16 protein-coding genes and 2 pseudogenes are annotated in these 24,869 nt (G+C 48.3%); 7 read left to right on the forward strand and 11 right to left on the reverse strand.

Annotated features, from left to right (window positions below):
• Window positions 1-24: 24 nt before the first annotated feature.
• Window positions 25-318 (reverse strand): annotated as a pseudogene (locus tag EOW68_RS19105) (DUF8112 family protein); the annotation flags it as partial.
• 185 nt (window positions 319-503) lie between these two features.
• Between EOW68_RS19105 and EOW68_RS16210 the strand changes: the two are divergent.
• From EOW68_RS16210 to EOW68_RS16220, 3 genes are all read left to right on the forward strand, one after another.
• Window positions 504-734: a transcriptional regulator gene (locus tag EOW68_RS16210; protein ID WP_128226212.1), complete on the forward strand. Its 231-nt coding sequence runs from the start codon at window positions 504-506 to the stop codon at window positions 732-734.
• A 94-nt stretch (window positions 735-828) separates the two neighbouring features.
• A complete protein-coding gene (locus EOW68_RS16215) occupies window positions 829-2,112 on the forward strand; it encodes a hypothetical protein (RefSeq protein WP_128226213.1) in 1,284 nt (427 codons plus the stop codon).
• Between the two features lie 55 nt (window positions 2,113-2,167).
• The gene (locus tag EOW68_RS16220) at window positions 2,168-4,159 is read left to right on the forward strand and encodes a tRNA-guanine transglycosylase (protein ID WP_128226214.1); all 1,992 of its coding nucleotides are present in this window, start codon (window positions 2,168-2,170) and stop codon (window positions 4,157-4,159) included.
• Window positions 4,160-4,176: 17 nt separating this feature from the next.
• Here the strand turns inward: EOW68_RS16220 and EOW68_RS16225 are convergent, their stop codons facing one another.
• From EOW68_RS16225 to EOW68_RS16235, 3 genes are read right to left on the reverse strand one after another with little or no spacing between them, the layout of a single operon-like run.
• Window positions 4,177-5,733, reverse strand: a complete 1,557-nt coding sequence (locus EOW68_RS16225) for an ATP-binding protein (RefSeq protein WP_128226215.1) — start codon at window positions 5,731-5,733, stop codon at window positions 4,177-4,179.
• Entirely contained in the window at window positions 5,730-6,947 is a 1,218-nt protein-coding gene (locus EOW68_RS16230) for a tRNA-guanine transglycosylase (protein WP_431359002.1), read from the reverse strand. Before EOW68_RS16230 ends, EOW68_RS16225 begins: the two co-directional genes overlap by 4 nt.
• A 26-nt stretch (window positions 6,948-6,973) precedes the next feature.
• Window positions 6,974-7,450, reverse strand: a complete 477-nt coding sequence (locus EOW68_RS16235) for a DUF6884 domain-containing protein (protein ID WP_128226216.1) — start codon at window positions 7,448-7,450, stop codon at window positions 6,974-6,976.
• A 328-nt stretch (window positions 7,451-7,778) separates the two neighbouring features.
• Here EOW68_RS16235 and EOW68_RS16240 point away from each other — a divergent pair, with 328 nt between their 5' ends.
• Window positions 7,779-8,090, forward strand: a complete 312-nt coding sequence (locus EOW68_RS16240) for a DUF7344 domain-containing protein (RefSeq protein WP_128226217.1) — start codon at window positions 7,779-7,781, stop codon at window positions 8,088-8,090.
• A gap of 269 nt (window positions 8,091-8,359) precedes the next feature.
• Entirely contained in the window at window positions 8,360-11,062 is a 2,703-nt protein-coding gene (locus EOW68_RS16245; RefSeq protein ID WP_128226218.1) for a DUF262 domain-containing protein, read from the forward strand.
• A gap of 456 nt (window positions 11,063-11,518) precedes the next feature.
• Here EOW68_RS16245 and EOW68_RS16250 read toward each other — a convergent pair whose 3' ends face one another.
• From EOW68_RS16250 to EOW68_RS16270, 5 genes are all read right to left on the reverse strand, one after another.
• Entirely contained in the window at window positions 11,519-11,725 is a 207-nt protein-coding gene (locus EOW68_RS16250; RefSeq protein WP_431359003.1) for a HalOD1 output domain-containing protein, read from the reverse strand.
• 392 nt (window positions 11,726-12,117) lie between these two features.
• The gene (locus EOW68_RS16255) at window positions 12,118-13,071 is read right to left on the reverse strand and encodes a transcription initiation factor IIB (protein ID WP_128226219.1); all 954 of its coding nucleotides are present in this window, start codon (window positions 13,069-13,071) and stop codon (window positions 12,118-12,120) included.
• A 549-nt stretch (window positions 13,072-13,620) separates the two neighbouring features.
• The gene (locus EOW68_RS16260; protein WP_128226220.1) at window positions 13,621-14,121 is read right to left on the reverse strand and encodes a hypothetical protein; all 501 of its coding nucleotides are present in this window, start codon (window positions 14,119-14,121) and stop codon (window positions 13,621-13,623) included.
• Window positions 14,122-14,488: 367 nt separating this feature from the next.
• Window positions 14,489-19,432, reverse strand: coding sequence for a homing endonuclease associated repeat-containing protein (locus EOW68_RS16265; RefSeq protein ID WP_128226221.1), 4,944 nt, complete (start codon window positions 19,430-19,432; stop codon window positions 14,489-14,491).
• Window positions 19,433-19,547: 115 nt separating this feature from the next.
• On the reverse strand, window positions 19,548-21,683 hold the full coding sequence (locus tag EOW68_RS16270) for a DEAD/DEAH box helicase (protein WP_152035123.1): 2,136 nt from the start codon (window positions 21,681-21,683) through the stop codon (window positions 19,548-19,550).
• Between the two features lie 435 nt (window positions 21,684-22,118).
• Between EOW68_RS16270 and EOW68_RS16275 the strand changes: the two are divergent.
• Together EOW68_RS16275 and EOW68_RS16280 are read left to right on the forward strand one after the other, a co-directional pair.
• A pseudogene (locus EOW68_RS16275) lies at window positions 22,119-22,588 on the forward strand (IS4 family transposase); the annotation flags it as partial.
• Window positions 22,589-22,704: 116 nt separating this feature from the next.
• A complete protein-coding gene (locus EOW68_RS16280; protein ID WP_128226224.1) occupies window positions 22,705-23,643 on the forward strand; it encodes a homing endonuclease associated repeat-containing protein in 939 nt (312 codons plus the stop codon).
• A gap of 91 nt (window positions 23,644-23,734) precedes the next feature.
• On the opposite strand, the gene EOW68_RS16285 is transcribed toward EOW68_RS16280, so the two are convergent.
• Window positions 23,735-24,400: a hypothetical protein gene (locus tag EOW68_RS16285; protein WP_128226225.1), complete on the reverse strand. Its 666-nt coding sequence runs from the start codon at window positions 24,398-24,400 to the stop codon at window positions 23,735-23,737.
• A 1-nt stretch (window position 24,401) separates the two neighbouring features.
• Window positions 24,402-24,869: a hypothetical protein gene (locus EOW68_RS16290; RefSeq protein ID WP_128226226.1), complete on the reverse strand. Its 468-nt coding sequence runs from the start codon at window positions 24,867-24,869 to the stop codon at window positions 24,402-24,404.

The following is a 24,869-nucleotide window of genomic DNA, read 5'->3' on the forward strand; positions in this document are numbered from 1 at the left end:
GACCGGCCACGCCGATTGTGTTGCCTGGTCTGTGCAGGTACCGATACGGCCATCCAGTACGATTTCGCGCACGCCCAACGTAACGTATTCCGTTGGCTCGTGCCGACAGTCCGTACATTTGACATGCCCGACCTCGAAAGCCGGCTGGTCGGCCGGCCGGAAGGCGAACGCGACAACAGCATCGCATTCCCGCAGTTCTTCACCGCAGGCTTCACACACCGCCGCCCCTTCCCCGAGCACTAGTTGTTCGATTTGTGATATATCTTCAATTAGTCGATCGTCGATAACTTCTTTGTTTTGTAGTTTTGAGTCTTTCATGGGTTCTTAGGCAGTTGTTTGGAACCCAGCCTGGGTGCTGCAACACCCGGGCACTTCTACCAATCAGCGCCCCTTGGCTGAGTTCACATCCATTAGTCATGTGTCTATTGGCATAAACCTTTGGACGTTTGACTAATGGAATTGCACCCAGTAGTCCTTTGTGAAACGGTACTCACATCACCAATATGGACGATCGGGACCGTGACGAAAATAGTGGGAAATTTACCGAAGAGTATCCAGAAACGGATTTTCTTGAAGCTTTAGATGAAATTGGCCCTGCTGGAACCACAGATATTTCGGATCATGTTGGATGTGACCGCCGGACCGCATATCTAAAATTGAAATCACTTGAAAAAGACAATGAAGTCAGAAGTCAAAAAGTTGGGAATGCCCTTCTCTGGGAACTTGTTGGATGAAATTCTCATATCCGTTATTATAATTTTATTTATGTATATCTCAGAATATATGCAAAAACATATATGAATATATACCTTTGATGAACGAAACCCTATGCTGAGTGAACCTACCGTCTTGGCAAAAACCAAGGAGTCCATCTTTTCGAAACGATCATCTGATAATTCAGATATCATTCAGTATGCGACCGTTGATACGCAATTCCAACAAGATTGTTGGCCAAATGCAGGTCCAATTAATGAAGAAACAAAGGAAATACTCACTCCATTTAATCATGTCCGAATTGGTTCTGGATATCCAGACATGGTAGTAGCTGGTCCACCCCCAGATTTTCTTGAAGGATTTAATATCAACCCGGATACAGTACCGGTAATTGCAGTTGAGGCAAAAGGAGAGACAAAAGATGTCAGAGGTACTAATATCCCAGTTACAGATGCGCTTTTCAAAGCACATGATCGACTGTCAGAAAGCAATGCCGCGATTGCTGCTATACCGACTACGGCTCTTTCCGGACAGGCAAAGCAGCTTGCACGCGATTTGAACATAGGATTGATAGGTGTTGATACAGATGGAGTTTCAATTTCAGTACCGCCAGTTCCGAAAGGCGTGGACAGCGATGAGACGGCAGACGCTGTTCGCTGGCGAGCAAGTGCACAACGCGTAGCCGACCAGTCATTTCACTATAATCACCCGAAAACTTACCTTGGTATCCCGCTGGCTATCGCAGCTGATAGTGAAATGCGTAATAGTTTCCAATCTACAATCGCAAAATCTGGTTTCAGTGCAGGAAAAAAGGGGGCCCGGACTCTCGGCCTGATACAAACAGGGCCAATGGGTGAACCTGAACTCACACCATTGGGGAGAGAAGTCGTAAGGTATGGAATAAGAACACATGGAGATATTCATGCGTCACTTGATGAGATGTCGAATTGGGGGGGAAGGGGGAGTCGTACGGACTTAATCGACCGTCATGAGGGATGGGGAGAGCTCACTAGAAATATCCTTTTCCGGCATCCTGCCACGCCATTTATTGTTGAGACGATCGAAGAACTGACTTCAGTAACAAACGATGGACCAAAGGCAGGACCAACTCTCCCTGAACTCGTTCAGGGTCTTCACAAGAAGCGTCCGGCGTATACAGTAGAGTTGTTCTGTAGGGGGAATTCTGAAGCTCGAAGCAAGGTATTAACAGAGGATGGTTCGCTGTCATCAGATGCACTTGAGACGACTCGTGTATACCAGAGTACAACTGTCTACCAGTATAAAATGATGCTTCGACATAGTGGGATTTTACATCCCGATGTCACTGGAAATTCCACAGATAAATTAATACCAACTGAAGATTATTGGACGCTTCGAACGACGATTAGTAACAAATAGTATATCCCAGAGCGAAGGGCCTATTTGCTCTCTTGCAGTATTCAGGGTTAATTCGATGGCCTCGTTTCGCGTGAAAACAGTTGGAGATGACGGATATGGCCGACTGGGGGAACTGGATGTCCCTCACGGTCCAGTCGAAACACCTGCCCTGTTTCCCGTAGTCAATATGATCGGTGGGACAACCGTGAAATCCGGTGGAGTCTGGCGTCGGATGCGTGAGAAACTCATCGATAAGGAGCATCTCCAAGGGATAATGTTCCAGGCAATGAGCTTCACAGACTACGGTGTCTCTCCAGACAACCTCAACGATTTTTGGCGAAACCAGACATTTCACGAGCGGTTTGACGACCTAGACGCACCGGTGTTCATAGATTCAGGCGGCTTCAAATTGATGAACTCAAACACCTTCGGGGAAGCACCTGAAAAAGGAGGTGTTCCGAACGAGTGGGGACTCTATACTGACCCAAAAAGTATTCTTGGACTGCAGATTGATTTTGGCGCGGATATTGTGGCAACGCTAGATTATCCGATTCCTCCGAAATTAAAAGAAGAAGAGCAGATCGAGCGGATGAATCGAAGTATCGACAGCGCGGTGGAGTGTTTAGAAATACTGGACAATCCGGATTTACTCGAGGAGCGGTTTGAGATTAACAGCCAGGCAGCAGACAAATTGCGGAAACAGAAGGCCAATGGTGAGGAGCCAGCTGTCTACGTGGCTCTGCATGGACACGACTACGAAACAGTCAACTGGTATGTCGGAAACTTCATCGACAGAGTAGATAAACTCGATCTAGACAGTACCTTCGAAGGCTTCGCAATCGGTTCCCTCGTCCCATTACGTGATAGTGTAGACGTGCTTGTTGATATCGTCCAAGGTGCCAAAGATGCGCTTCCAGAAGCCCGGGCTGATGAAATTGGACTGCATGTCTTCGGTGTTGGCGGAAAACAGGTTGGCCTTCTCTCGTTATTGGGCGTCGATTCATTTGACTGTTCAACGCATATGCAAACTGCGCGGTACAAAAAGTATCTCCATCCAGAAACATGGACGCACCACGAACTAGCAGATCTCGAGGAGTATCTCCGATCAGACGGTAGCTTTCCGTGTGATTTGCCAAACTGCCGACTGTGTACCGATGATAGTGTCGGGTACGACAAACTGATGGAGGAACTGAGTCGGGACTTCACCTACGACGAAGTCCAGGAACGCAAAGCCAATGGAGAACCCATCAAAAGTGACTACTACGCACTGTTAGCACGGCATAACTTCGAAGTATATAACGAAGAAATGCAGTATGTTCGTGATGCAATCTCAGACGGTCAATTACTGGAGTACGTCATCGAATTTGCCCGTGAACACGATGACATTATGAAGGGGCTCAAACAGGCGCAAGTACGTGACAAGGCGTTACGGCAAGATATCGAGGCTATCGGTGCGTATGACCTCCTTCCTGGTTCAACGCTCACAAGCGATCAAGTGAAGTTGTCAGAGTGGAATGCTGGTGTCGATTCTTCGCACGATACACAGCAAATCTCCCTCGAACATAGCCCAAATGATTTCAACATCTTCTCCCGCGAGTACGAACTTCCTGCAGACAAGAATGTACTTCTTTTCATTCCATGCAGCCAGCGCAAACCCTACTCGGAATCGCGTACCCACTCCGTTCTATACAATAAGTTAGGAAACCGAACCGATGATATACACAAAGTTACGATTTCAGGCATGTACGGGCCTGTGCCGGAAGGTTGTGAGAGTGAACAACCGGTTCTTGAATACGACTACGTGCTTGCCAAGGAAGATGAGGATCAGATTGCATTAGTCACTGATAGAGTAGTCGAGTATCTCGAAACATATGGTGATCAGTTCGATGTTATTCTTGGATATGTGACGAGCAAAACGTACCGGCAGGTCATCGAAGATGCCTTCGAGACCTACGGCCGTGGTGAGTTGTTCCCACGAGATCCACAGGCACTACAGCTCACAGAGTTTTTCAGGAACAGTAATATTGCCGAATTACTTGACTACTTGGACACCTACTCGGGTGAGTAGCCACCCGACTCTGGCTGTTAATCGTCCAGTTTTGTAGCGGTCGGTTCCGTTAGCAATTCGTCTACCTGCAGTATGTCGATATATTGGCTATCACCGTTCCGATACTCGAACCCGCCATTCGATAAGTGTAATTCGACTTCGCCACCGAAATATCCCGTTCGCTCGTATTCTTTGAGTTCTGCAGGGTCTCCGAGATCCCAGCAAATGGCGACATCAATATTCTCTAAGGGAGCATCATTCTCAAAGAGATCCGTGAGTCTAGTGTTCACGGTTGCATTTCGGAGCCGCCCATTCTGTCTAATAATTGTGTCCACGTCTGCCGTTGGGTCGTGATCTTCAACCGAAAGTGAGAGCGAGTGGTTATTGCGGTCAGCTCGTTCGAGCCCGATCAGCACTTCGGCGGTATTCTCTGGAGTGAATCCATCGCTTTCGACCTTTTCTCGTCGTTTCTTGAGCGAAGACTGTTGCTTTGCAGTCTTTCGTTGGTGTTTTCCTTCTTTCCGCTTTTCGAGGTAGGATTTAAACCATGGGTCCTGGGTTACTTTAGAAAGGTAATACTCAATTTCTTTATTAATTGCCTGGTACACAGAACTCGATTTGTTACGGATCGTCTCCCGATTCGCCGAGAGTTCTATATCTTGGCAATTGGCGACGAAGAAAAAGTGAATGTACTCGTTGTCATGTGAGATGGCTTCGTTGAGTCGCTCAACCTTGATATGATCTTTAGCGAGCCAAATCCCAAACTGCGCCGAGTGGCGACCGTACGTTGGGAATTCGTTTCTTGTCTTCTTTCCACCAACCAATCCGACAATTTGTAGGGTTGTCTCCCCGTTTTCGTACTCCACATCGATCTCTTTCGCAGGGTAATGCTTACACATCCGCTCAGCGGGATACATCCCGTCGCTTGGTTCAAGCTGTTCGGAAGGGAACTCTAATCGATTATTCGTGACGAGTTTGTCCCTCGTATCATCGATATCATCATCAAGCGTGACAGTGATTTCCATCTCACGCTCGTCATCGCCAAAGAAATGAGCTGTCGAGCCGGCGATCGTCTTCCATTTCAGATAGTGATGGATCTTATTATAGGTGAAGGACTCTGCTTCGAACCCTTTACCTGATCTGAAATTTGTAATCTTGATCTTGGTTCCTGAGTTCCCACTTCTGACAGTATTCTTTGTTAGTTCGTATTCAGGCAACTCTTTTCGGTTGAGCTTTTCCCACGGCTCATCCATCACAGCACGATACGAGGTCCCATCGTGTCTCGACGTTACCTCTATTCGATCACTTTTGTAGAAAATTTTCGTTCCGTGGCCTTTGTATCCAATTGAATCAGTTTTCTGAGAGTTACCAAGGTCAAAGAATGATTCCAAGTCCCGCTCATCCATCCCGTGGCCATCATCCTCGATGATAATATCCGATCCGGATGGCCGTGTGTAGATTGATATCTGTACCTCTGTCGCCTCCGCATCGTACGAGTTCGAGAGGGACTCTCGGAGTACTTCGAGCGGATCTTCAAAGTCACTGGCAATCTCGAGAAACTCATTGACCTCGTTGACCTTCGGTGATTTTTTCATGCAAAATACCCTCCTAACGACTTATTTACGACTTGATGTGCGTATCGTCGCATTGTCTTGTCCCCACCGAATGTGTCCTCAAAGTAATCGACCAATGCCTCTGTTCCATCTGCGCGAATACACTGTCTGATTGTCTGTAATTCATTTTTTGTGATGATGAGATTGTGCATAGCTACTGCCCCTGAGATATCCTTCTGGTATTCAGCATTTCCATTCATTCGTTCGACCAACAAATCTGACCGGCAGACCGGGCAATCACACTCAGAGAAGTCGGCATCGTCTATCATTGTACTCTCCATGAGCGATTGATAATATTTGCCATTGATAGCGTTGTGAATGTGCGTACTCGAATCGAATGTATCTGCTCCGAGGGCTGCGAGGATTGGTGCTGCCCGACTGGAGATTCCAAGCACATGTAACGGCCAGTCACCCATCCCCCAGTCTGCCATCAGTTCCCGACAGTCAGTCACAGCTTGAATCAACGCACTTCGGTTATCCTTTTTTGGAACCAGGCTCCCCAGTGCGATGCCATCGAATCCTTCTCGAAGGACGCCTTCTGGCACCGAGTCTGTAATCACGTCCAGAAACTCATCCATCATCGAGTAGTTGTACCCGTGTAGAGTCAGATATTTCGCGCCCTCGAACTCACGAGAGACGGTCAAGAATTTATGAATATTCTGTGCTGTCTTTTCTGCTTTCCTTATTCGGTCATCATGAGTATCATCAGGTGCGATCGGGTGGTCTAAGTTTACAATAATGTCAGCCCCAAATGCCTCTTGAATTTCATAGATGGTTTCTTGATCCATCTCAACTTCAAAGTCACTTCCATCAATGGCACCGTCATTTAAGAATTTAAATCCGCCCGAATCTGCGAATATGATAGATTCTAACCCCTCGAACGCTTCTCGTTCTTTGATGGGCTTATCGAGGTAATCATCATATCTGTCTTTGTTGATATTGTAGTCTGTGAGTGACGACACAGAAGTCATTGTGGCGTCGAAATATTCAGAAAAAGAGCCATCACCGACCGCATCTGCCTCGATCATGAACTCTTTCAGCGTTCTGTGGATCCCCCCACCATAGACGCTCGTCTTCGCTCCCCCGCCATAGAAGTTCATGACTGGGAATAGGTTCGGCGTTGATAACGACTCGCCGTTAATTGTGAGTATACCCAGCCGAGCATCACCTGCGGTTGTCTCGACCTCGAATTGCATACCGGGTACCGATTGTTGATTTGGCATTATTGAGACGGATTCTTGATAATTGCTGGGTCTGTTTGCGCGTCTGTCATTCCTCGCACCAACCGTTTGAGAACATTCCCCTTGTCTCCGATTCCACTCCCCGTTATATAATATACTTCATGTTCAATTTCTTCTCCTATGCCTTTTACTGACTCTCGATATGTTTTTCCAGCATTGATAATGATATGATCATACTCTGGTGATATTTGTTTCAATTGTCTTTGAACAGCAGGTGCCAACTCCTGCGCACGTGCTCTATCCATCCGCCGATCATACCACTCAATTTCAGTATCTGGGTGAATTATTCCATGTTCCGCAGAGAGAATACGCAAATCAATGTTATAATCAAACTCATTGTCTCTACGTGCTTTCTTTATTATTTTATAAAAGAACCCGGAGTACAACTCTAGTGCAGAAACCGGTTCACCTGGCTTTATTTTCGATTGGGAACAGCTCTGCACTAACAAGGACGACATAGTTGTAATTGCGATCAAGTTAACTTATAACTTGTGTGTCGCCCCGATATTATTCGGACGAGAGTTATTAATTCGATTGAACTAAAATAGATTACATTTTCTGATTTAACGCAATATATTAAAAATATGATATTTTTCATATTTATATCAGCGTATCTCTCTTGATGAGTGAGATGAACCGTAAAGATTCTTCCCCAAGTTACCATGTGATACCTACTTATGGTGGAGGCCAAAACAATCTGGACATACTACAATTGGTCCAAAATTCTCCGATTGGCTTACTGCTGCGGGTTAAGATTGAGCTCGGAATAGAATTGGGTGAGTTACGGTGAAACCCTACTCTCCTGAGGAACTCGACGTCCTTCTTGAAGCATTATCCCATCACCATCGTCGACAAATCATTTTGCGATTGGAAGAAGCTGACAAAGATACGATCAAATTTGAATTCAAGCCTCCAAAGGAACAACAACAAGTCGACTGGCATATTCGCCTGTATCATCATCACGTACCAAAACTCGAATCAGCTGGCCTAATCAAGTGGAATAAGCAAAATGCGACTCTCACGGTTGGCGATCGGTTTGACCGAGCTGTGACCCTTCTCGAAGCTATACACGAAGAGTATGATGAAAGAGAATTTTAGTGGCCAGACAGGGAGTTTTTAGGATTCCGGGATGCTGCTGTGGCCCACTCATGAGTTTCTATTGTATACTACGCTAACCGACAATAGAGACAGGGTTTCTGCTGTCTACTCCCTCAAATACGATATGATTGCGTAATTAAAACAATAATCTTTCTATCTTAACAAAAGACCAACCGAAGTGTGGCGAAATTCTAAAAAATAATGACAAAGAGGCTCTTGCCGAAGACAGTGAAACAGCGGTATCTGTCGGGAGATTGGTGGGTGGGCCAGTGCAAGATGGAGCGCGGATATCTATCAAAGGAAAGAATCATTTCTGTTTGTCGGTGCTGTGCTCGCAGGAGACGGTGGTATTTTTATCATCGGGTCTGAACTACTTCGCCATGACTCAACTATATGAGGATTATCGACTGGGTGAATTTGAAACATCTCCGGTAACTATAAGAGAAGCATTAGATATTCAGGAAGAATCATGGTATCAGGTTATTGACTCACGTGAATTTCGCGTTCCTGAATACCAGCGGAACTATTCATGGGAAGCATCGAATCGAAGTGACTTCTGGAATACGCTGAATGACAGTTTCACGGAACTGGCCCCACTTCCCGACGATCTGGAAGACCGTGACGAGCTTGCAGGACTCTATATGGGCGCAGTCTACATTGCGGAGCCTGGTGAGGAGTCCGAGTATGATAAATTGGATATTGTTGATGGCCAGCAACGATTCGCGACCTTCCAACTGCTGTTGAAGGCGCTTTATGACTACTGTAAGAGTCTTGAAACTGAAGCTGGTGACGAGGGAGAAATCGACCTCGAAAGCAGCTTGACCAATGTCAAGGTCCAGCTCGGTAAAGCATTCAGCGGGACAGACCCGTCTGTGACGTTGAATTCAGAGGATAGAGATTATTTCACCGCGTTAGCTGCATACCCTGAAAACTGGCATACGTCAGTCCGTGATATCTTGTTAGAGAAGATAGCGAACAACGACGGGGTAACTCACAATATGTACCCCCGGGCTCGTAAGGTGAGCGAGATTATCGACAAAATACAGGACCCAATCCCAGGAGTGAGGAGGATTAATCTTAAGGAAATAGATGCGTTCGCCGGGAGCCATGAAGACGACGATGCGGATAACAAACTGGACGAATGGATACGATATGAAACCTCACACGAACGTCTCTTTAAGGCGTATAAAGAATCGTACGGATTCATCGAAGAGCTCCACGACGATTTGACAAACGGTGACCTTACCCAGCGTGCGAATGTCACAATGAATTTTGCGGCATACATTTTGCATGCAATTACTGTCGATCGCTGTTTGATCACAGAGCCGAATCCCGACCTACGACTCGATATCTTCCAGTCAATCAACGATAAAGGCAAAGAATTACATAATGTTGACAAGATCCGGGCGCGGATCAAACACCGACTTGTTGGGGAAGATGATGCAGGGACTATGGATGAGTGGCGCGACACACTTGCCCGGTTCGATGGTGACAAGGATGATATCGAGCAGATGTTGAAATATTTCGTTGCAGCCATCGAAGATTCGGTCAACGATGTAACAGACGCTGGAAAGGCCGTCATGCAGGTATTTGACCGATCGACGTCTGATGACTCTGACATCACCCCCCGACTCACCAAAGACGGCGCTACTGGTCTCGTTTCGAGAGTGGCCGAGTATTCAAAGTACTATACTGACATTCGGGACGCAGAGCTGAGCCATTTCGACAGGGCGATTGACGATGACAACCGCAAAGAAGTCAAGCGGATGCTTGACCGAGTCGGCAATCGAATAGGTGCAACTCAGTGGTACGCACTAGCGCCCTATGTCTATATGCAGTTAGACGAGGAAGCACCCGATTCCTACGAAGAAGATGATATCGGTGATTTCCTGTATAATGTCGTTGATGCCATCGAAGTTCTCACGTTGCGTCAATCGGTGAGTGACCGCAGCGGGGAAGCAATTGAGGGAGTATATGTGACGACAGTACAGGAGTTTGCGGACCGTAATGGAGACTCCAAATTCGATAGCTCGAAACTCGTGTCCGATTTGGTTGATGCGACGAGCAATAAAGCTGAAGACCTGTTTGAAGATGGGTTGATTTATCATATGGTCAAAAACCGGGCGTGGACATCCGGTGAGTTAGCTCAATGCATTTTCCAGCGCGCGACAAGCCGATACTTGCAAGAAGAGGTTGATCCTGGTCGCGATATTCGTGATTATTCTGAGGTTCAAATCGAGCATATTCTTCCGCAGACGCCAATTTCAGACACTGCAAATAGAACCGCAGCTGCTGACGACCCGGGTGCGTATGCGTGGCTGGAATACTTCTTCCGAACAGATGCAACAGACGAGGATTCGGATATCACAGCATCCGTCCAGACGCTAATCGACGAAGATGTCCCTTCGCTCAAGAACGGAGACCTTGATTCGGATGCCCTCAGTGATGATGTAGATATTGACGAGATTGAAACGATTCAGGATGAAATCGATAAGCGCTTCATCGATGACATTGGGAATCTCTTGTTTTTGCTTGACGCCGATAATCTAGATGCCAGCAATGACCTCCTCTCGAAGAAGTTGCCGATATATACAAAAGACGATTATTTGGCTGTGGTTGTGAACGACTTCTTCAACGGTGGCGAAGATTCTGCGTTCGCTGCTTCCTCACACATCGAAATGAGGCCGGAGGATTTTGAAACGCTTGAAGACGATTCCTCTGACTGGGACAATGACGCCGCTGAACGGGTTGATCGGTCCTGGACGTATGAGGGTATGTTTGAACGAAAGGCGAGCATGGTCTATGAAATTCTGCAGCGGTTGACGTTCAATCTAAAGCCAGCAGACGATGACGAGGGTGACGAAGGCGAGTCGACTGAGATTGATACGAATGAGTTTGAAGGGCTGGAAGACCGGGTTGAGGAAGCAGTCAGGTCCGATCGAGAGCGCCGAATAAATCGTCGGAATTTCTGACTCACCGCTCGCTGTGGTGTGGGCAAGAGAGTCCCGATGCGGAACCGCTCGCGCCGGCCACGAAACGCCATACCATGCTGCGCTCCGAGACGGGTGCTCGCCGGTGCTCGGGGACGCTAGTACCGCCACTGCAAACAGGATTGTCCCACGGTCGCTGCGCTCCCTCCCGGCGATCGGGCAGTTGACCGTTCGCGTTCCTTCGGACTAATCGACTGAATATAGTACGTGCAGTCAGCGTTCAATTCAACAGGTCAGACAGTGACCTGTTGGTAGAAATGCTATCAGCAGAATGGACACCGGGGTATCCTATTTGAGTCGGGGTCAGTCGTGACGCACCGCAATTACTCCCAAGAACTCTTTTTTGGCAGTGGTGAATCGCCAAACATAGTTTGATTTCACTGTTTCAGAGATTGCTTGATGTTTTGAACCGCACACATCAGGACGAGTTCACGGAATTCACCATAACGACAACTCAACCGACCGCTCGGGATGTGCGTCTGTGCTGTTTGAACACCGAAGGAAGGTATCGAGGGCGTCTGGGTCGATGGTTTCGTGCAGAGGGGGTAACTCACAGATATCGGCGTCAGTCTGGTCAGCAATACTTTCACTAACCAGGTATGTTATCTCCCCTCTGTTGAGTTCATCTATATTGATTACCGTCACAACAATTTACCCTTCTTACGAATATACGGTTTTATTTGCTTCCCAATCTTCGAGAGCTCCACGCAACAAACTGGCTCGTTCTTGTAGATTCTTGGGATCAAAATCGCTGCTGACTATACACTCTATATTCAGCACTCCGACATCTTCCATATCATATATTGGATAGTTGTTTCACCAGATTAAGGAAGAGCCGACAAAGATATGATCACGACATCTTTATCAAATCACGACATATTCAGGGATCAGATGACATAAAAATAGCTCTTGCAACACGAACTCTTCAAAATGACAATACTCTAAAACTCATTCAGTTTTTCAATATATAAACAAGGCTCTTTCTGATAGACTGGCTGGCGGGTTGGGCGCCAGCCTTTCACCGAAACGAAATAATATCAAATATCGTTCAGACACTCTCGAACAGTTTGCCACTGTCGGGAGAGTGTAACTGGACTTACCCAAGCTGCCTTGGCGAGTTCTTCCTGCGTAATTTCCACGTTATACTCCTGTGCTGCTCCGTAGAGCATCGCAGCCGCGACTCCTGTCGGACTCTGGCCCACATGAGCTTGGTTATCAACAAGTTTGACTGCGATCTCCCGTGCACGGCGACGGACTGGCTGAGATAGATCAGCCTCCGTTCCGACCCGTTCAATGAAGTCTATTGGGGTCGGAGGTGCCAAGCTTATTTTGAGCTCGTGGGCAAGTTTCCCATATGCGGACCGGATATCACTCGACGTGACAGGTGAAACCTCGACCACTTGGTCTAATGGGAAAGGGATGTTGTTCTTGCGTGCGACTGCGTGGACACATGCTGCAGCCATGGCCTCAATGGACTGACCAATGAGGTGGCCATTGTCCGCTGCTCGTCGATATAAATGCGCAGCCTGTTTCGTCGTTGTTGAAGTGGCCTCAAGCCCGGCTGCAACTGCACGAATTTCTTTGAGACCATGGCGGAGCGTCTCCTTGTCATGCCGTAATCGATTATTGTGCCGTGCCCATCGCCCGCCGGCATGATTATTACTATACCCGATCTTCGTCCCGACAGTCACCTGTGATACAGGACCCGCTGCACCGGTCCGACGCTCATTTCGTGGCCTCCAGCCAGGCTCAGTAAATTCAATCTCAGAATCTGAGTGTATTGTGCCGCATTTTCGACAGTACCATTCGCCGACGGCACTCTTTGCGAACGCCGATTCCCCACACTCGATACAGCCCTCTGAAGTATCGAACGTTTCTGCTGACGGGAGCTTTTCAGTCCGGGCTGCGGTCTTTTGGCTATCTGCCTGGTGATTACTGAAGGTTGATTTCTTACGGGTGACTCGGGTGGAGTATTGATTGGATGATGCCATCAAGCCGTACCGGCCATGCCGGCGGAAGTGCCCTAAACTATGTATTTTATCTCAGTCTGACCAGGGCAGTGTCCCTGCCCCGTACCAACTCTCATTCTCTCCAGAAGGTCCACGGTATTTAAATCGATAAACTGCAGTGAACTGTACACCGCTCAATAATCACTTTCGACGACTCCAGTACAAATCATTCAGCGGCAAAACAAGGCTCCTGACCATCAAAAACCACGATAGAGGAGAGCATCGATATCCGATTAAGAAACCGCCTCAAGTGTCTTGACCGCGAGCATGATGTGGCGATGTCCATTACGCCCCAAATCGTTCTTGACCCGTACCCCACCTGCGAGCAGGTCACAGTGTGTCATAGAAAGCTTCGTACCCTCTGTCGATCCAAGTCTATTCATGACTCTCGTGCAAGATAGAACGCGCGTATACAACACCCCTGACTGTCACAACTGTTGGGGTGCTGACACCAAATTCCCGTGCTAGACATGGTTACTGGTGGACGGTTCAATTCGCTTTTAAAAATAAAATTTTGAGAAATATCAACGGTCACAATTCGTGGTTATTGTCCGATTCAAGTGACTGAATATATTTAACTACAACCTGAAGTTCGGCTTTTGTCAGAGCCTTACTATCGCTGGTTTCCTTAGCAGATTCTACATCGACTCTTTCAGCAAACCAGTTTCGAAGCTCGTTTAGTGATCCCAGCCCCGCCTCATTCGTGGGTGTTGCTGGCCCAGCGAATACCGATTTACAGTCCCTACAGATTGGATTGAATGGCCCCGGTTCACTACTTTGTGGCCATTCTTTCTCACGCAGATCTTTTTTGCATAAGGTCTGGGAATCATCAACTCCAACGAGATGTTGTGTACTTCCAGTTGGTGACGCAACATACTCTCCGTCGAACTGTTCTTCCAAGTCTTCTTTCGATAACTTGTCTTGATTATCGGACGTTTCAGCTTCCTCCAAATTTTCATCTTTTTGGGCCATTTCAGAATCGAAAGAGCTCATTATTTCCTCCAGTTCATCATCGCCGGTTCCATTGCTCATACGGTTGTAAATGGAATCCAACGGTATATTAATATACATTAGTGTAAACAAATACGAACGAAAGTGCTGTGCTAACCTCTATAATCTATGTCTTGCACTGTCTTCTATATTCATACTCAGTCCAGCATGTTTCTTCCACCCGTTTTGCATCGCAACAAATCGGCGGTGAGCATTTCTATGGCACGCAAGATCAGGTTATATGAAGATCACGTCCGCCAGAGAACAACCGCGTATGCTCGCCCTCACTATCGACCGACAGCATGTTACTGTCTTGCACATCTTATCCACCGTTGGCCAAAAGGACTTCACAGCCGACTGTTGGTAATCCTATGCTCTGAGACAATTAGGTGGTGTGAGTAATATCCCTTCAGAGGTCGTCAAACTCTTCGGAGATCTCGCCCAGTATCCCACCAGATTCAGTGTCCCCCTCCTCTGGTGACGTCTCAGTTTTGCATGCATCCATGCCCCCCATCTCACTCTCTTCTTTGGATTCTGTCGCAGTTGTAACCGGGTCCTGTCCAGTCTCTGTGGCCCAGTCTCGGTAAGATTCTTTGACCTCTTCCCATGTGCCGACGCGACTGGTGAGGTGCCCGCCACTATAATTAGCCATTTTATCGAATTCGTTGTAATTAGGCAAATGACCAAGACGTTCAGCGACGCGCTGGAATTCCATCCAGAGTTCCGACAGGCTGGGACTTTTATTGTTTGTTACTGCGTTTCTTTCGTTGACCGTTGAACGTCCAGTATTGCTCTTGGATACGACTTCATCAGTGGTCGCTCCCGACTTTTCGGTCTCAGATGCAGTTTCCGACGTGTCTTCAGTAGACGCAGTGTTCGGAGTGAAGTCCGGGCCGAGTTCGATGACGTTGAGGTCTTTGGTACTGCTGAGTTGTTTCCGCGTTGTTCCGTCATTTGACTCCCATACTTTCCCACGTGCATTCTCAAGAGCGTACCATTCCCCTTCTGTCCAATCCCGGTCGATGTTGTGCTTCGACCAGATATTCATCTTGATCTCTCGCCCGTTCTGATCCCGGACATCCAGCTGTGCTGTCTTTTGATTCCCGACTCGTTTGTCAACGTCAGCGACCTGAATCAAGAACTGTGAATCAATCCGCTCATTGGCGGGAATCGTTTCCCACGACGTATCCAATGCGGTAGACTGGAGTTGATTCGAACTTGCTGCCGGCGTCGAGGAAGAGGACCAACTAGTGCCCGAATGAGGTTTAGAGGTTTGCTCCGAGGCAGTGTTCGTATCCACAGATGAGAGGTCTGCAGCTTCGAGTGCCTCGCCCCAAGAGCCGAAGTATGACGAATAGTACGAGTAAGAGTAGATTCCATGCTCATCCATATCGGTGGAATTAGGAACATGTCCGAGGTTCTCTGCTATCCGTTTTATATCATCCAGTAGCGCCTGTTTTTTATCAATCCCAGCGGCTTCAAGCGCCTCATCCCAACTCCCGAATTCAGTGCGGTAGTCGTACCGCGAATACTCGCACTCTTCAGGAAGCTCGCTCGCCTTCGGAGGTCGGTCAAGACGACGATGAAGAGATTGGAGTATCTCAATTTTTTCCTCACGCTCTTTTTCGGTGTTCTGCGCAAATTCCTTTTTAATTCCAGATTTTTCGAGTGCTGTGCTCCACGAGTCGAAGTATGACGAATACGATGAATAAGCCCCATGTTCATTCATGTCATCTGTATTTGGAATGCGTCCAAGTTTCTCTGCCACTCGTTGGATTTCGTTCAGCATGTCTTGCTCTTTGTTGATACCGGCGGCTTGCAGTGTCTCGTCCCAACTCCCAAACTCTTCATAAAAATCGTTGGTAGAATACCCGCAATTTTCAGGGAGTTCAGTTGTCTTTGGAGCGCGCCCCAGCCGGTTATTCAAGTGTCGAACGACTTTGAGCATCGCCTCTCTTTCATGGCTGCAGGAACCGGAGTCGGGGTCTTGGTTTAGCCCAGCCCGTTTCAGTGCAACACTCCAGGAATCAAAATACTTCGAATAGTCCCCACTTGAGTACGCTCCATGTTTCTCTATATCACCGGTACTGGGAACGCGGCCGAGTTTCTCTGCCACCTGTTCTATTTCCTTTAGCATCGACTTCTCTCTGTCAATTCCAGCAGCCTCCAGTGCCTCGTCCCAACTCCCGAATTCAGTGCGGTAGTCATACTGTGAGTACTTGCAGTCTTCAGGAAGCTCGTTTGCCTTCGGAGCGCGTCCGAGCTTTTTTGCGATCCGTTCGATCACATCTAGCATCGACTCTGTGCTGCGGGTTGCACCGACACCAGCCTCGTCAATCGCAGTATCCAGACTGCCGAACACATCACGAAAATCGGCCGGGGCATAGTCACTGACGGAATTCAATAGTTTCGTATCAATATGACTCCAGTTACCATCGAGCTTCTGCAACTCAGCGATGAGTTCCTCCCGACGCATTTGATCAGAGGAGTCCGATTCCTTTCCGCCATGTCGTTCGTCCGCCTCATTGTCTGAATCATCTGAGGACTCAGTCACCGTTACCCTGGTATCTGCTGCCCCCGAGTCGTCTTCTCCTGTTCCGTCTGCACCTCGGTTTACGGAACCACCCTCGGTAGAAAACGCCTCCGATACCGCATCTGTATATGTCCCAAAGTAGTCCGCATACATTGTAGCACTCACATGGCCGTGCTTGTTCATCTCCGTCGTGCTCGGTTTGTGTCCAAGCTTGTCGGTAACACGGCGAAGCTCTTGCAGGAGACGCCGATCGTTGTCGACATCGGCTTCGTCAAGGGCTTCCTGCCATGTTCCGAAAGCTTGAACCATCTCTTGTACCGAATACGGACTCTGTTCACTGACATCGGTAGATTTCACTACTTGGTCTGTCGAATCAGCATACTCTTTGATAGCCTCGATATAATCAGCTTTAGTCAGTTCATCAGTGTCCATCCCCGAATCACTCTCCAACCTGTATAAAGTACCAGCCTCATCCTGCACCGACTCAGACTCCTCGCTACGGGATTCGCCGATGCCAGCTTCATCCATCGCTGTATCCAGACTGCCGAACACATCAAGAAAATCGTCGGGGTGATAGTCACTAACCGAATACAGTAGCTTCCTGTCGATACTGTTCCATTTATCATCGAGCTTCTGTAACTCAGCGATGAGTTCCTCCCGATGAGCATCGTCCGTAGAATCGCTTTCTTGCTCGCGTTCCAGTTCGTCTGCATTAGCGTCTGGTTTAGCCGAAGTATCAGTCTCTGTTTCACTGGTACCGGCTGCTCCAGAGTCGTCTACACCAGCCTCTGTGAGTGCGTTATCCCAGCTTCCGAAAATCTTGGAATAAACGTCCGAAGAGTGTCCGCTGTTAACATATTTGTCAACATCGGCCTTATCCGGAACCCCATCGACTTTCTCTGCGACGCGACGGAGGACGTCAAGGAGCCGCTGTTCTTTATCGATCCCTGCTGCTTCCAGCGCTTCGTCCCACGAACCGAATACTTCGTAATATTGATCTGGTTCTAATCTACCATGTATCCGAAGAGCAGCTGGCTTCGGATATCCATTAGTTGCGGAATCGACCCTACGCAACTCGTCGGTCAAGTCAGTGAGACTGGTAGTGCTTCCATCCTCTTGCGGTGAGGCTTCTTCTTGTGTTGGGGACGACTGTGTGTTCTCCTGATCATCGTCATCAGCCGACTGGTCGGCTGCTTTTTCGTCACGACGCTCAATTGCTGCGACAACATCGCTACGCTCGTTTTCCAGACCTTCGGTATCAAACCCTGCTTCATCCGCGATATCGATCGCAGAAGTGTATGATACACGAGCTGCTTCCAGTGTGGAGATTGACATCGAATCAGATGGTTCTTTGTCAGGCGGAACGCGTGACCGTGCAGATGTGAGCGAGTCAGTTGCTTCCGATAACGCTTCAAGTTGGTCTTCAATTTCACCAAGCGATCTCTCAGCGGATTCTAATATGTCCTCGCGTTCGTTCTCCGCTGCACTCTCGGCTAGCTCAGCCATCATCTTGTGACCCTGGATTAATTGTTTTCGCGTCGATTCGGGGTCACGAAACGGCGCAGACAGGGCGTCTTCTATATGCGATCCGACTGCTTCTTTCTCTGCTTCTAACTGCTTGTCGACCCCTTCGGTACCGGTCGTTTTGGAGGTATCTTCTCCTGCATGACTCTCCGATTCAGATTTCTCCTGATCGTCAGATTCTAACTCGTCACTGGTATTTTCCGCTTCCTGTCTGATTTTTCGCCGCTTATTAATTTCTTCGAGTTGCTCCTGCCGTTGTTGGTTGAGTTGCGCAAGTTCATCCTGAAGATCTTCAAAGTCATATTTGGAAGCGGTTTCTTTTGCTGATTCAATTTCAGAATCGAGTTGTTCAAGCCTTTGGTGAGCTTTTTCGAACTTCTCATAGGTAGCAAGATGTTCAATATCATCCAAATCAGAACGAATCGGCTGAATTTTCTCTTGTATTTTTCGTGCTTGTTCAATTTCTTTCCTCTTTTTATTTATTGATTCTCGGAGTTTGTCGATTTCATCAGTCTGGTGTCTGTCAGAATACTCCTGTGCCAAGGAATCGAGCCGAGATTCGATACCATCCAGTTTATTTAAATCATGCTGTAGCCTAGTATCAGAAATACGAGTGTCAACGTCGACAAAAGTCGAGCGTACAGAGTCTATTTTCCTCTGATATTCGTTCTGTCGTATCTGTTGCTGAGTTTTCTTTCTTTTTTCTTCAACGTCTGCGTCGACTTCGTCGCTGACTTCAATATCGTCGGTTTCGGCCTTGATACGGGCCGCCAGTGCAGTGCTAACACCCTCAACGGACTGGATCTGGTCTTGATCTGCCGCGCTGATGTGTTCGACTGTTTCGAATCCTGCCCCAGAGAGTTTCTCTGCGGTCTCTTCGCCGATCCCACTGAGATCAGTCAAATCTCTAATCTCGCTACCGGCCGAATCGGTGCCACTCGTATCTGTCGTGTCATCGGTTTTCGCAGATGTTTCATCTGTCTCGGCGTCTTCGTCGCCGTATTGGAAAATGACAATAAAGCATAAAATTGCACTTCCAATGAGGTAATATAAACCGGGAAACCCGTAGCCACCATCGACATAGGTTCCAAGTATAGCCCCGTATTCACCTGCCACCGGAAGCACGCCCCCCAAAGCAGAGAGCCCGACGCTGAGGAGAGCCGAAATTACGGCGAGTGGAAACAGAATAAAAAAACCGATTCCAGCAGCGAAGACTCCCAGCAAGTTATCCGAGGAAAGAACTACTCCGAGAATAACTGCAGACGCGAGGAGTGCGAAGGTCAGTATGGAAAGCATGGTAATTCTGTGTTATTTGCGCCATTGTCTCGACTGTTTATATCTATCTGCTCGGCCTTGTTCTGTCTCAGGTAACATATCCCACCGGATTTTAATTGTCCGCGTTTGCGCTGATTCATGACTGGAGTGCTGATTTGACATTGACTGTGAAATTCGTTGCTTGACTGTTCTCTATACTGACCTGGACGGTACGGATGCCGCCATCGGGTGTGTGGATACTCGCAATACACTCTTGATTAACATCGAAGAATCGAACTTCGCCACCGTCGTCAGTACGATCGAATGTTGCGGTGGTGTCGCCGGAGAGTGAAACGAACGCATCCTCAACTGGCCTGTCACCGCTGTCGAGTACTTTAAGGACTAACTCACCGGGACGACTGGAGCCTGTCCCGCGATCGGTGTCTCGGTCGTCTGGACTCCACGACAGCAGGACTGCTTCAGGGTCTTGTTCGTCAGAAATAGCCGCCAGGAGTTGCTTCAGCGTCTCGCGCTGAGCCTCACTTTCAGGCCACTCGTACAATCCTTCTTCATCGAGAGTGGTTATCCGTTTGTAACCTCCCTCAAAGAGCCGCTTGATACCGGCCAAGTCAGCTCTTTCACCCACCGTAAATACAGGGTCGTTGTCGAAACTATCACCGAACTGTTTGAACTGCTGGGCATCCTCGACTAGGGATTGTCCATCCTCAACCGGTATCTGGACGTCGCGCTCGGTAGGAACACCGACCATGTTGACGAATCGAACTTGCTTGTCGGTGCCTGGGTTCCGGAGGACGCGACCAATCCGCTGGATTAGTTGCTTGTTGACGCTTCCAGTCGCCATGTTAATCCCGACTTCGGCGTGTTGCATGTCTACGCCTTCACCGAGCAAGTCGCCGGTACCGATGAGGACGGCTGGTTCCCCGGGGGTGTCGAACCTGTCCACAGTGTTACGCTGCTCCTGGCTTGACTGGCCGCTCGTCACACTGTACACGTTGGTCGAATCACTGATTCGGCTACGGTCACGTAGCGTGTCCACGATAGCGTCAATCTGCGCGTTGTTGTTCGTAAGCACCACAATCTTCCGGTTGACTTCTCTAGCTACGATATCTGCAACTGCATCGGGATCAGGTGACTGGTTCCAGCGCTGCGTCCGCCGTGAAAACAGCGTTGTAACAAAGTCTCGGAACTGGTCATCCGACTGTTTCAATGATTTCCCCTCGGTCGTATGTGAGAATTTTCTGATATCGTCGAAGGTCCGTAGCCGGCGGTCGGAATCGACGTCAAGTGTTCCATCTTCGAGCCGGTTCTGGAAGGTACGGAATGACGACTTTGCCCGCTCTGTAATCTCGCGGAATTGGGTGTCGTCTCCCGCGGCTTCTGTGTATTCGACCGACCAGTCAAAAGTTGGGATCACACCGTCGCGCTGGGCCTGCGCCAGCGTGTATCGTTTACACTCGGGCCCGAGCTTTGCTTCGAGTCGTTCCCTGACTGTAGAGCTTTCTTGACTATCTGTATCGACAGATCCCGACAGCGCCAACACGTTATTATCGAATTCTTCTAAGAGTTGTCCCCACCCGGTTCCACTGGCGTAGTGGTGAGCCTCGTCGAGGATCACAAGGTCGTACTCGATGCGATCCGCATTGACGAGGGTCTGTGCCGTTTTAAAATGGACTCGTCCCCAGGTGAGGTCGACGGGGTCGCTTCCGTGCGTCCTGTCCGGAGGGATATTGAGATGACGGTCGAACTCTCGTCGCCACTGTTCGAGAATGAGGTCGTTGTGCGCTACGACTAAGATGTCACTTTTGCTTGCGTCTGATTCTTTGCTTCTATCGATGTCCGCGTCTACTGTATGGAGAGAACCGTAGTGGACTGCGATCGCGGCCAGTCCCAAGACGGTTTTTCCAGTCGCCGTTGCCATGTCGACGTAGCCGCTACTCCCAGCAGCGAGCCACTCTTCAATCGCATCGCGCTGATGGTTCCACAGCGGGGTCATCATCTGTGGCCGGTCGAGTTCTGCCAGGAGCCCGGTGTGATAGGCGTCTTCGAAGGCATCGAGTACCTCGTTGACTCGTTCAGCGACGACGGGGTCGGACAACATTTGAATCAGAATATCCGCCGTGGAGTTGCTCGTCTCGGCGAGGTGTGGTGTCACCTTCGACTCGGCAGTGTCGGAGAGAATCTTCTCCAGAACTGCACTAACGGCGCGTTGTGTGTCCTCAAGCCCAGTGTCAGACCGATTGATCTCGTGTTCCAGGCGATTCAAAAGGAACATTGCCTGCCCTATGTCTGTTTCGTTGATTTCGTTCAGTACTGAGGGGAGGTCGGAATACCCTTCTGTCGCTGCTAGGAGCCCGTCACGATAGATTGGGCCAACTTCTCTTGGGAAATTGTACTTGTCTAGGCCTGTGTCTCCGATACCAATACCCGACACGATATCCTTTGCCGTCTCATCAAGATATGGTGACCATTGGGAGCGTGGTCGAGAGCGAAGAAAAGATTGTTTCAGTTGTTCTGACGGGGACTCTGATCCCCGAATATTATTGGCAAGTTCATCGATATTTTGTGTCACAGTTGACCACCCTCGTCTCAATAAGATAGGAAAACCGCCGAATATAAATCGTTACCCTCGTCTTTTCAGCTTCTGATACTCACAGACATGAGTACGCGCAAACATGTCGAAATTCGATTCGGTTGAGACGAGGACGTGCACCATCTCTATTTCACAAATTTGTTGCGTAGGAAGTATCCCGCGTCCGATATCCCACAGCTCTAACGGGCGCGGTGGGAATTGGAGCTGTTGTTAAAAGAGCTGAAATCGCAGTCCGACACAACGAACTCAACACGACCAAACCGTACATCATCGAGGCGTTGATCAACATGGCTGCCGTCTGCCTGATGATCAGCCGTGACATCGTGGACGAACTGAAAAGGATGGACGCGAAGCAATGTGATGCCACGGACACCGACGAGTCGGCTTCGCGGCTTCCTCCTCGCTGTGGTTCACTGGCAGTCGAACGGAATGCACACCTGATTCAATTGTACCCGATGCTGAAGTTAGGCTACGAACTGCCGAATCTCGACGAGTTGTTGCTGGAGGCGTCACAGAACCCAAATTTACACACGAACCGGTTACGCAGCCAGGGTGAACGAGGTGAGTTTGCCTTCGACCGCTACTAAACTCAAACGAGTTAAAATTAGACTCAACATCCGGGGATATCGTCATTCCGACACTGGGTGCGATTTTTTTAGAATGATCCTAACTTTTGTATCAGTTGAACTCCCAAGGTGCGAATATGTCTAATGATTATATCGAAGAGATAGATGAAATATTATCAGAAGAGCTTCCTGACGACCCTGAAGAGGTTTCTGAGGGGGTACCTGTTGAGCAGAAGCAGAAAATGATCTCTTTGCTCGAAAGTGCAAAAGAGGAATTTGGCAGGTCGCCATCGCTACGCCAATTCAACTCGTTGGATTTCGAAGTGTCTGGTTATGCTATACAGAACGCCTTTGGCACATGGAACGATGCCAAGCGTGAAGCTGGATTAGAGACCTATGAAGCGGGTGAGGGCAGGTATGCAACAACCGAAGTTAATGAGGAGTATTTCAATGATTTAGATTCTCCTGAGAAAGCATACTGGCTGGGAACTGTTGTAGCACGCTCTTCAATAAAACGTCAAGATTATGAGTCGTACTTACAAATTGGACGAGCAGCCAGTAAGGAACATTTTGTTAGGGGGTTTGCTGAAGCCATTGACAGTGAGTACTCAGTTACGGAAAACTCCGCCACGTCCAAGCAAGAGCAGAATATTATACAGACATGTGTTTTTAATCAGAGATTTATAGAGAATCTCCTCTCGGCTGGATATCCTGACCCAGACAAGCCAGAATCTGAGATCCCTACCCTGGATACGGGTCTTCGTGCGCCATTCGTTCGTGGATATCTTGAGTCAAGCGGATACTTTAGCACTGGTGGGTGGGTGGTACGCGTAGATGATGAAGAAAGCGCCGAGCGACTGCAAAACTGGTTTGGGTCCTTCGGAGCTAAGCGCCCAACTATTGGAAAAAACACAGGGAGTGTAGTTGTTAACGTTTCCAATGTGTTTGATATTAAATCTGTTTTTGAGGAGTGCTGGCCTAATGGAATTTCCACGGAACCATCCTTTACCCCATACCCCAAGAAGATTCTTGAGTACTTACAGTCGGAATATCCGTATCCAGAAAATGTAAGTTAGTTATCAGAATAAGGCGCAGAAGTTTTGCACGTTCCCGTCAGAGTTCAGGTGCTTTTGAAAGTTTAGCTGATCACTGTTGGATCAACCGTGACTAATTATCCAACGTTTCACTAAGGTGTTTCTCGATATCGTCACCGATTTCTTCGAGTTCCTTCATGATACTGGAGTCGATAGGTTCGGAAGTGGACGTATCTGAGCGATCAGTTGCAGTAGCCGGAGTTTCACCGGCCCCTGGACTAACCTGACCCGCGGAGTCGCTTAGCATGGAGGAAATTATGTCTCTTTCCTCAGCCCAGCTGTCGTTATCCTTGATAGCATACTTTTGTCGCCGTCGCCACTTATCATCCTGATACTGCCAGAGGTAGACAATAACTTCCTCAGTCTCGTACGACCCTTTCTGATCAATCCGCACGATGGCTTTCCACCAGTCGTCAGACTTCGAAACGGTCGTACCCGCATCGATATTGTAGTAATCACTAACAGGAAAATCACCGTCGTTTCCCTGTCCATCAAGCAGAGACTTGATCACCTGACGATCTGTCTCCCACGCCTCTTCGGTTTTGATTACGTACTTATTTTTGCGGGTCCAGCCATCATCATCATCATTATGCCAGAGGTAGATTGCTGTTTCTTCTGAATTACTTTCAAGACGGTATCGTACCACCGCTTTCCACCATTCTTCGGTTCGGTAGATATCTGTAAACTCAATGACGGTTAAAGACTCGTGTACTGGTGGGTCGTTATCCTGATTGGACATCTCAGGTCCCCTTCATTATTTCCTCATCGAAACTTTCGACGATTTTCTCAAGTTCACCCCCCGAACCAGGTTCGTCATCTTGTGCTGTTCTGATGTAATTTACAATGGCATCGGTCGGGTCACCGGCAACCTTTCCGAACTCTTTTTCAGCGAAGTCAAGGCCACCAGCTGCATACTGTGCAAGTGTTTTTGACTGCTGACCTTCATCTACTAAAGCACTCGGGTCTCCAGTATCCTGAAACGCTAGACAAGCCATCACTGTTCGATATAGTTCGTTACCTTTGAGATTGTCTACACCTATTTCACCACTCATTCCGTTGCTACCAAGATAATTTGAGGTGATTTTTTGATTTTCCCGGTAGCCAACCACTGCAAGAAAGACCATAAAGTCATACGAGTTCTCGAAGATTTCGTGCGTCTCAACGACTCGGTCGTACAATTCTGATTTTTTGTACTTCTGTGTCCTCAT

It is taken from the genome of Halovenus amylolytica, assembly GCA_004015825.1.
In the GTDB taxonomy this organism is placed as follows: Archaea; Halobacteriota; Halobacteria; order Halobacteriales; family Haloarculaceae; genus Halovenus; species Halovenus amylolytica.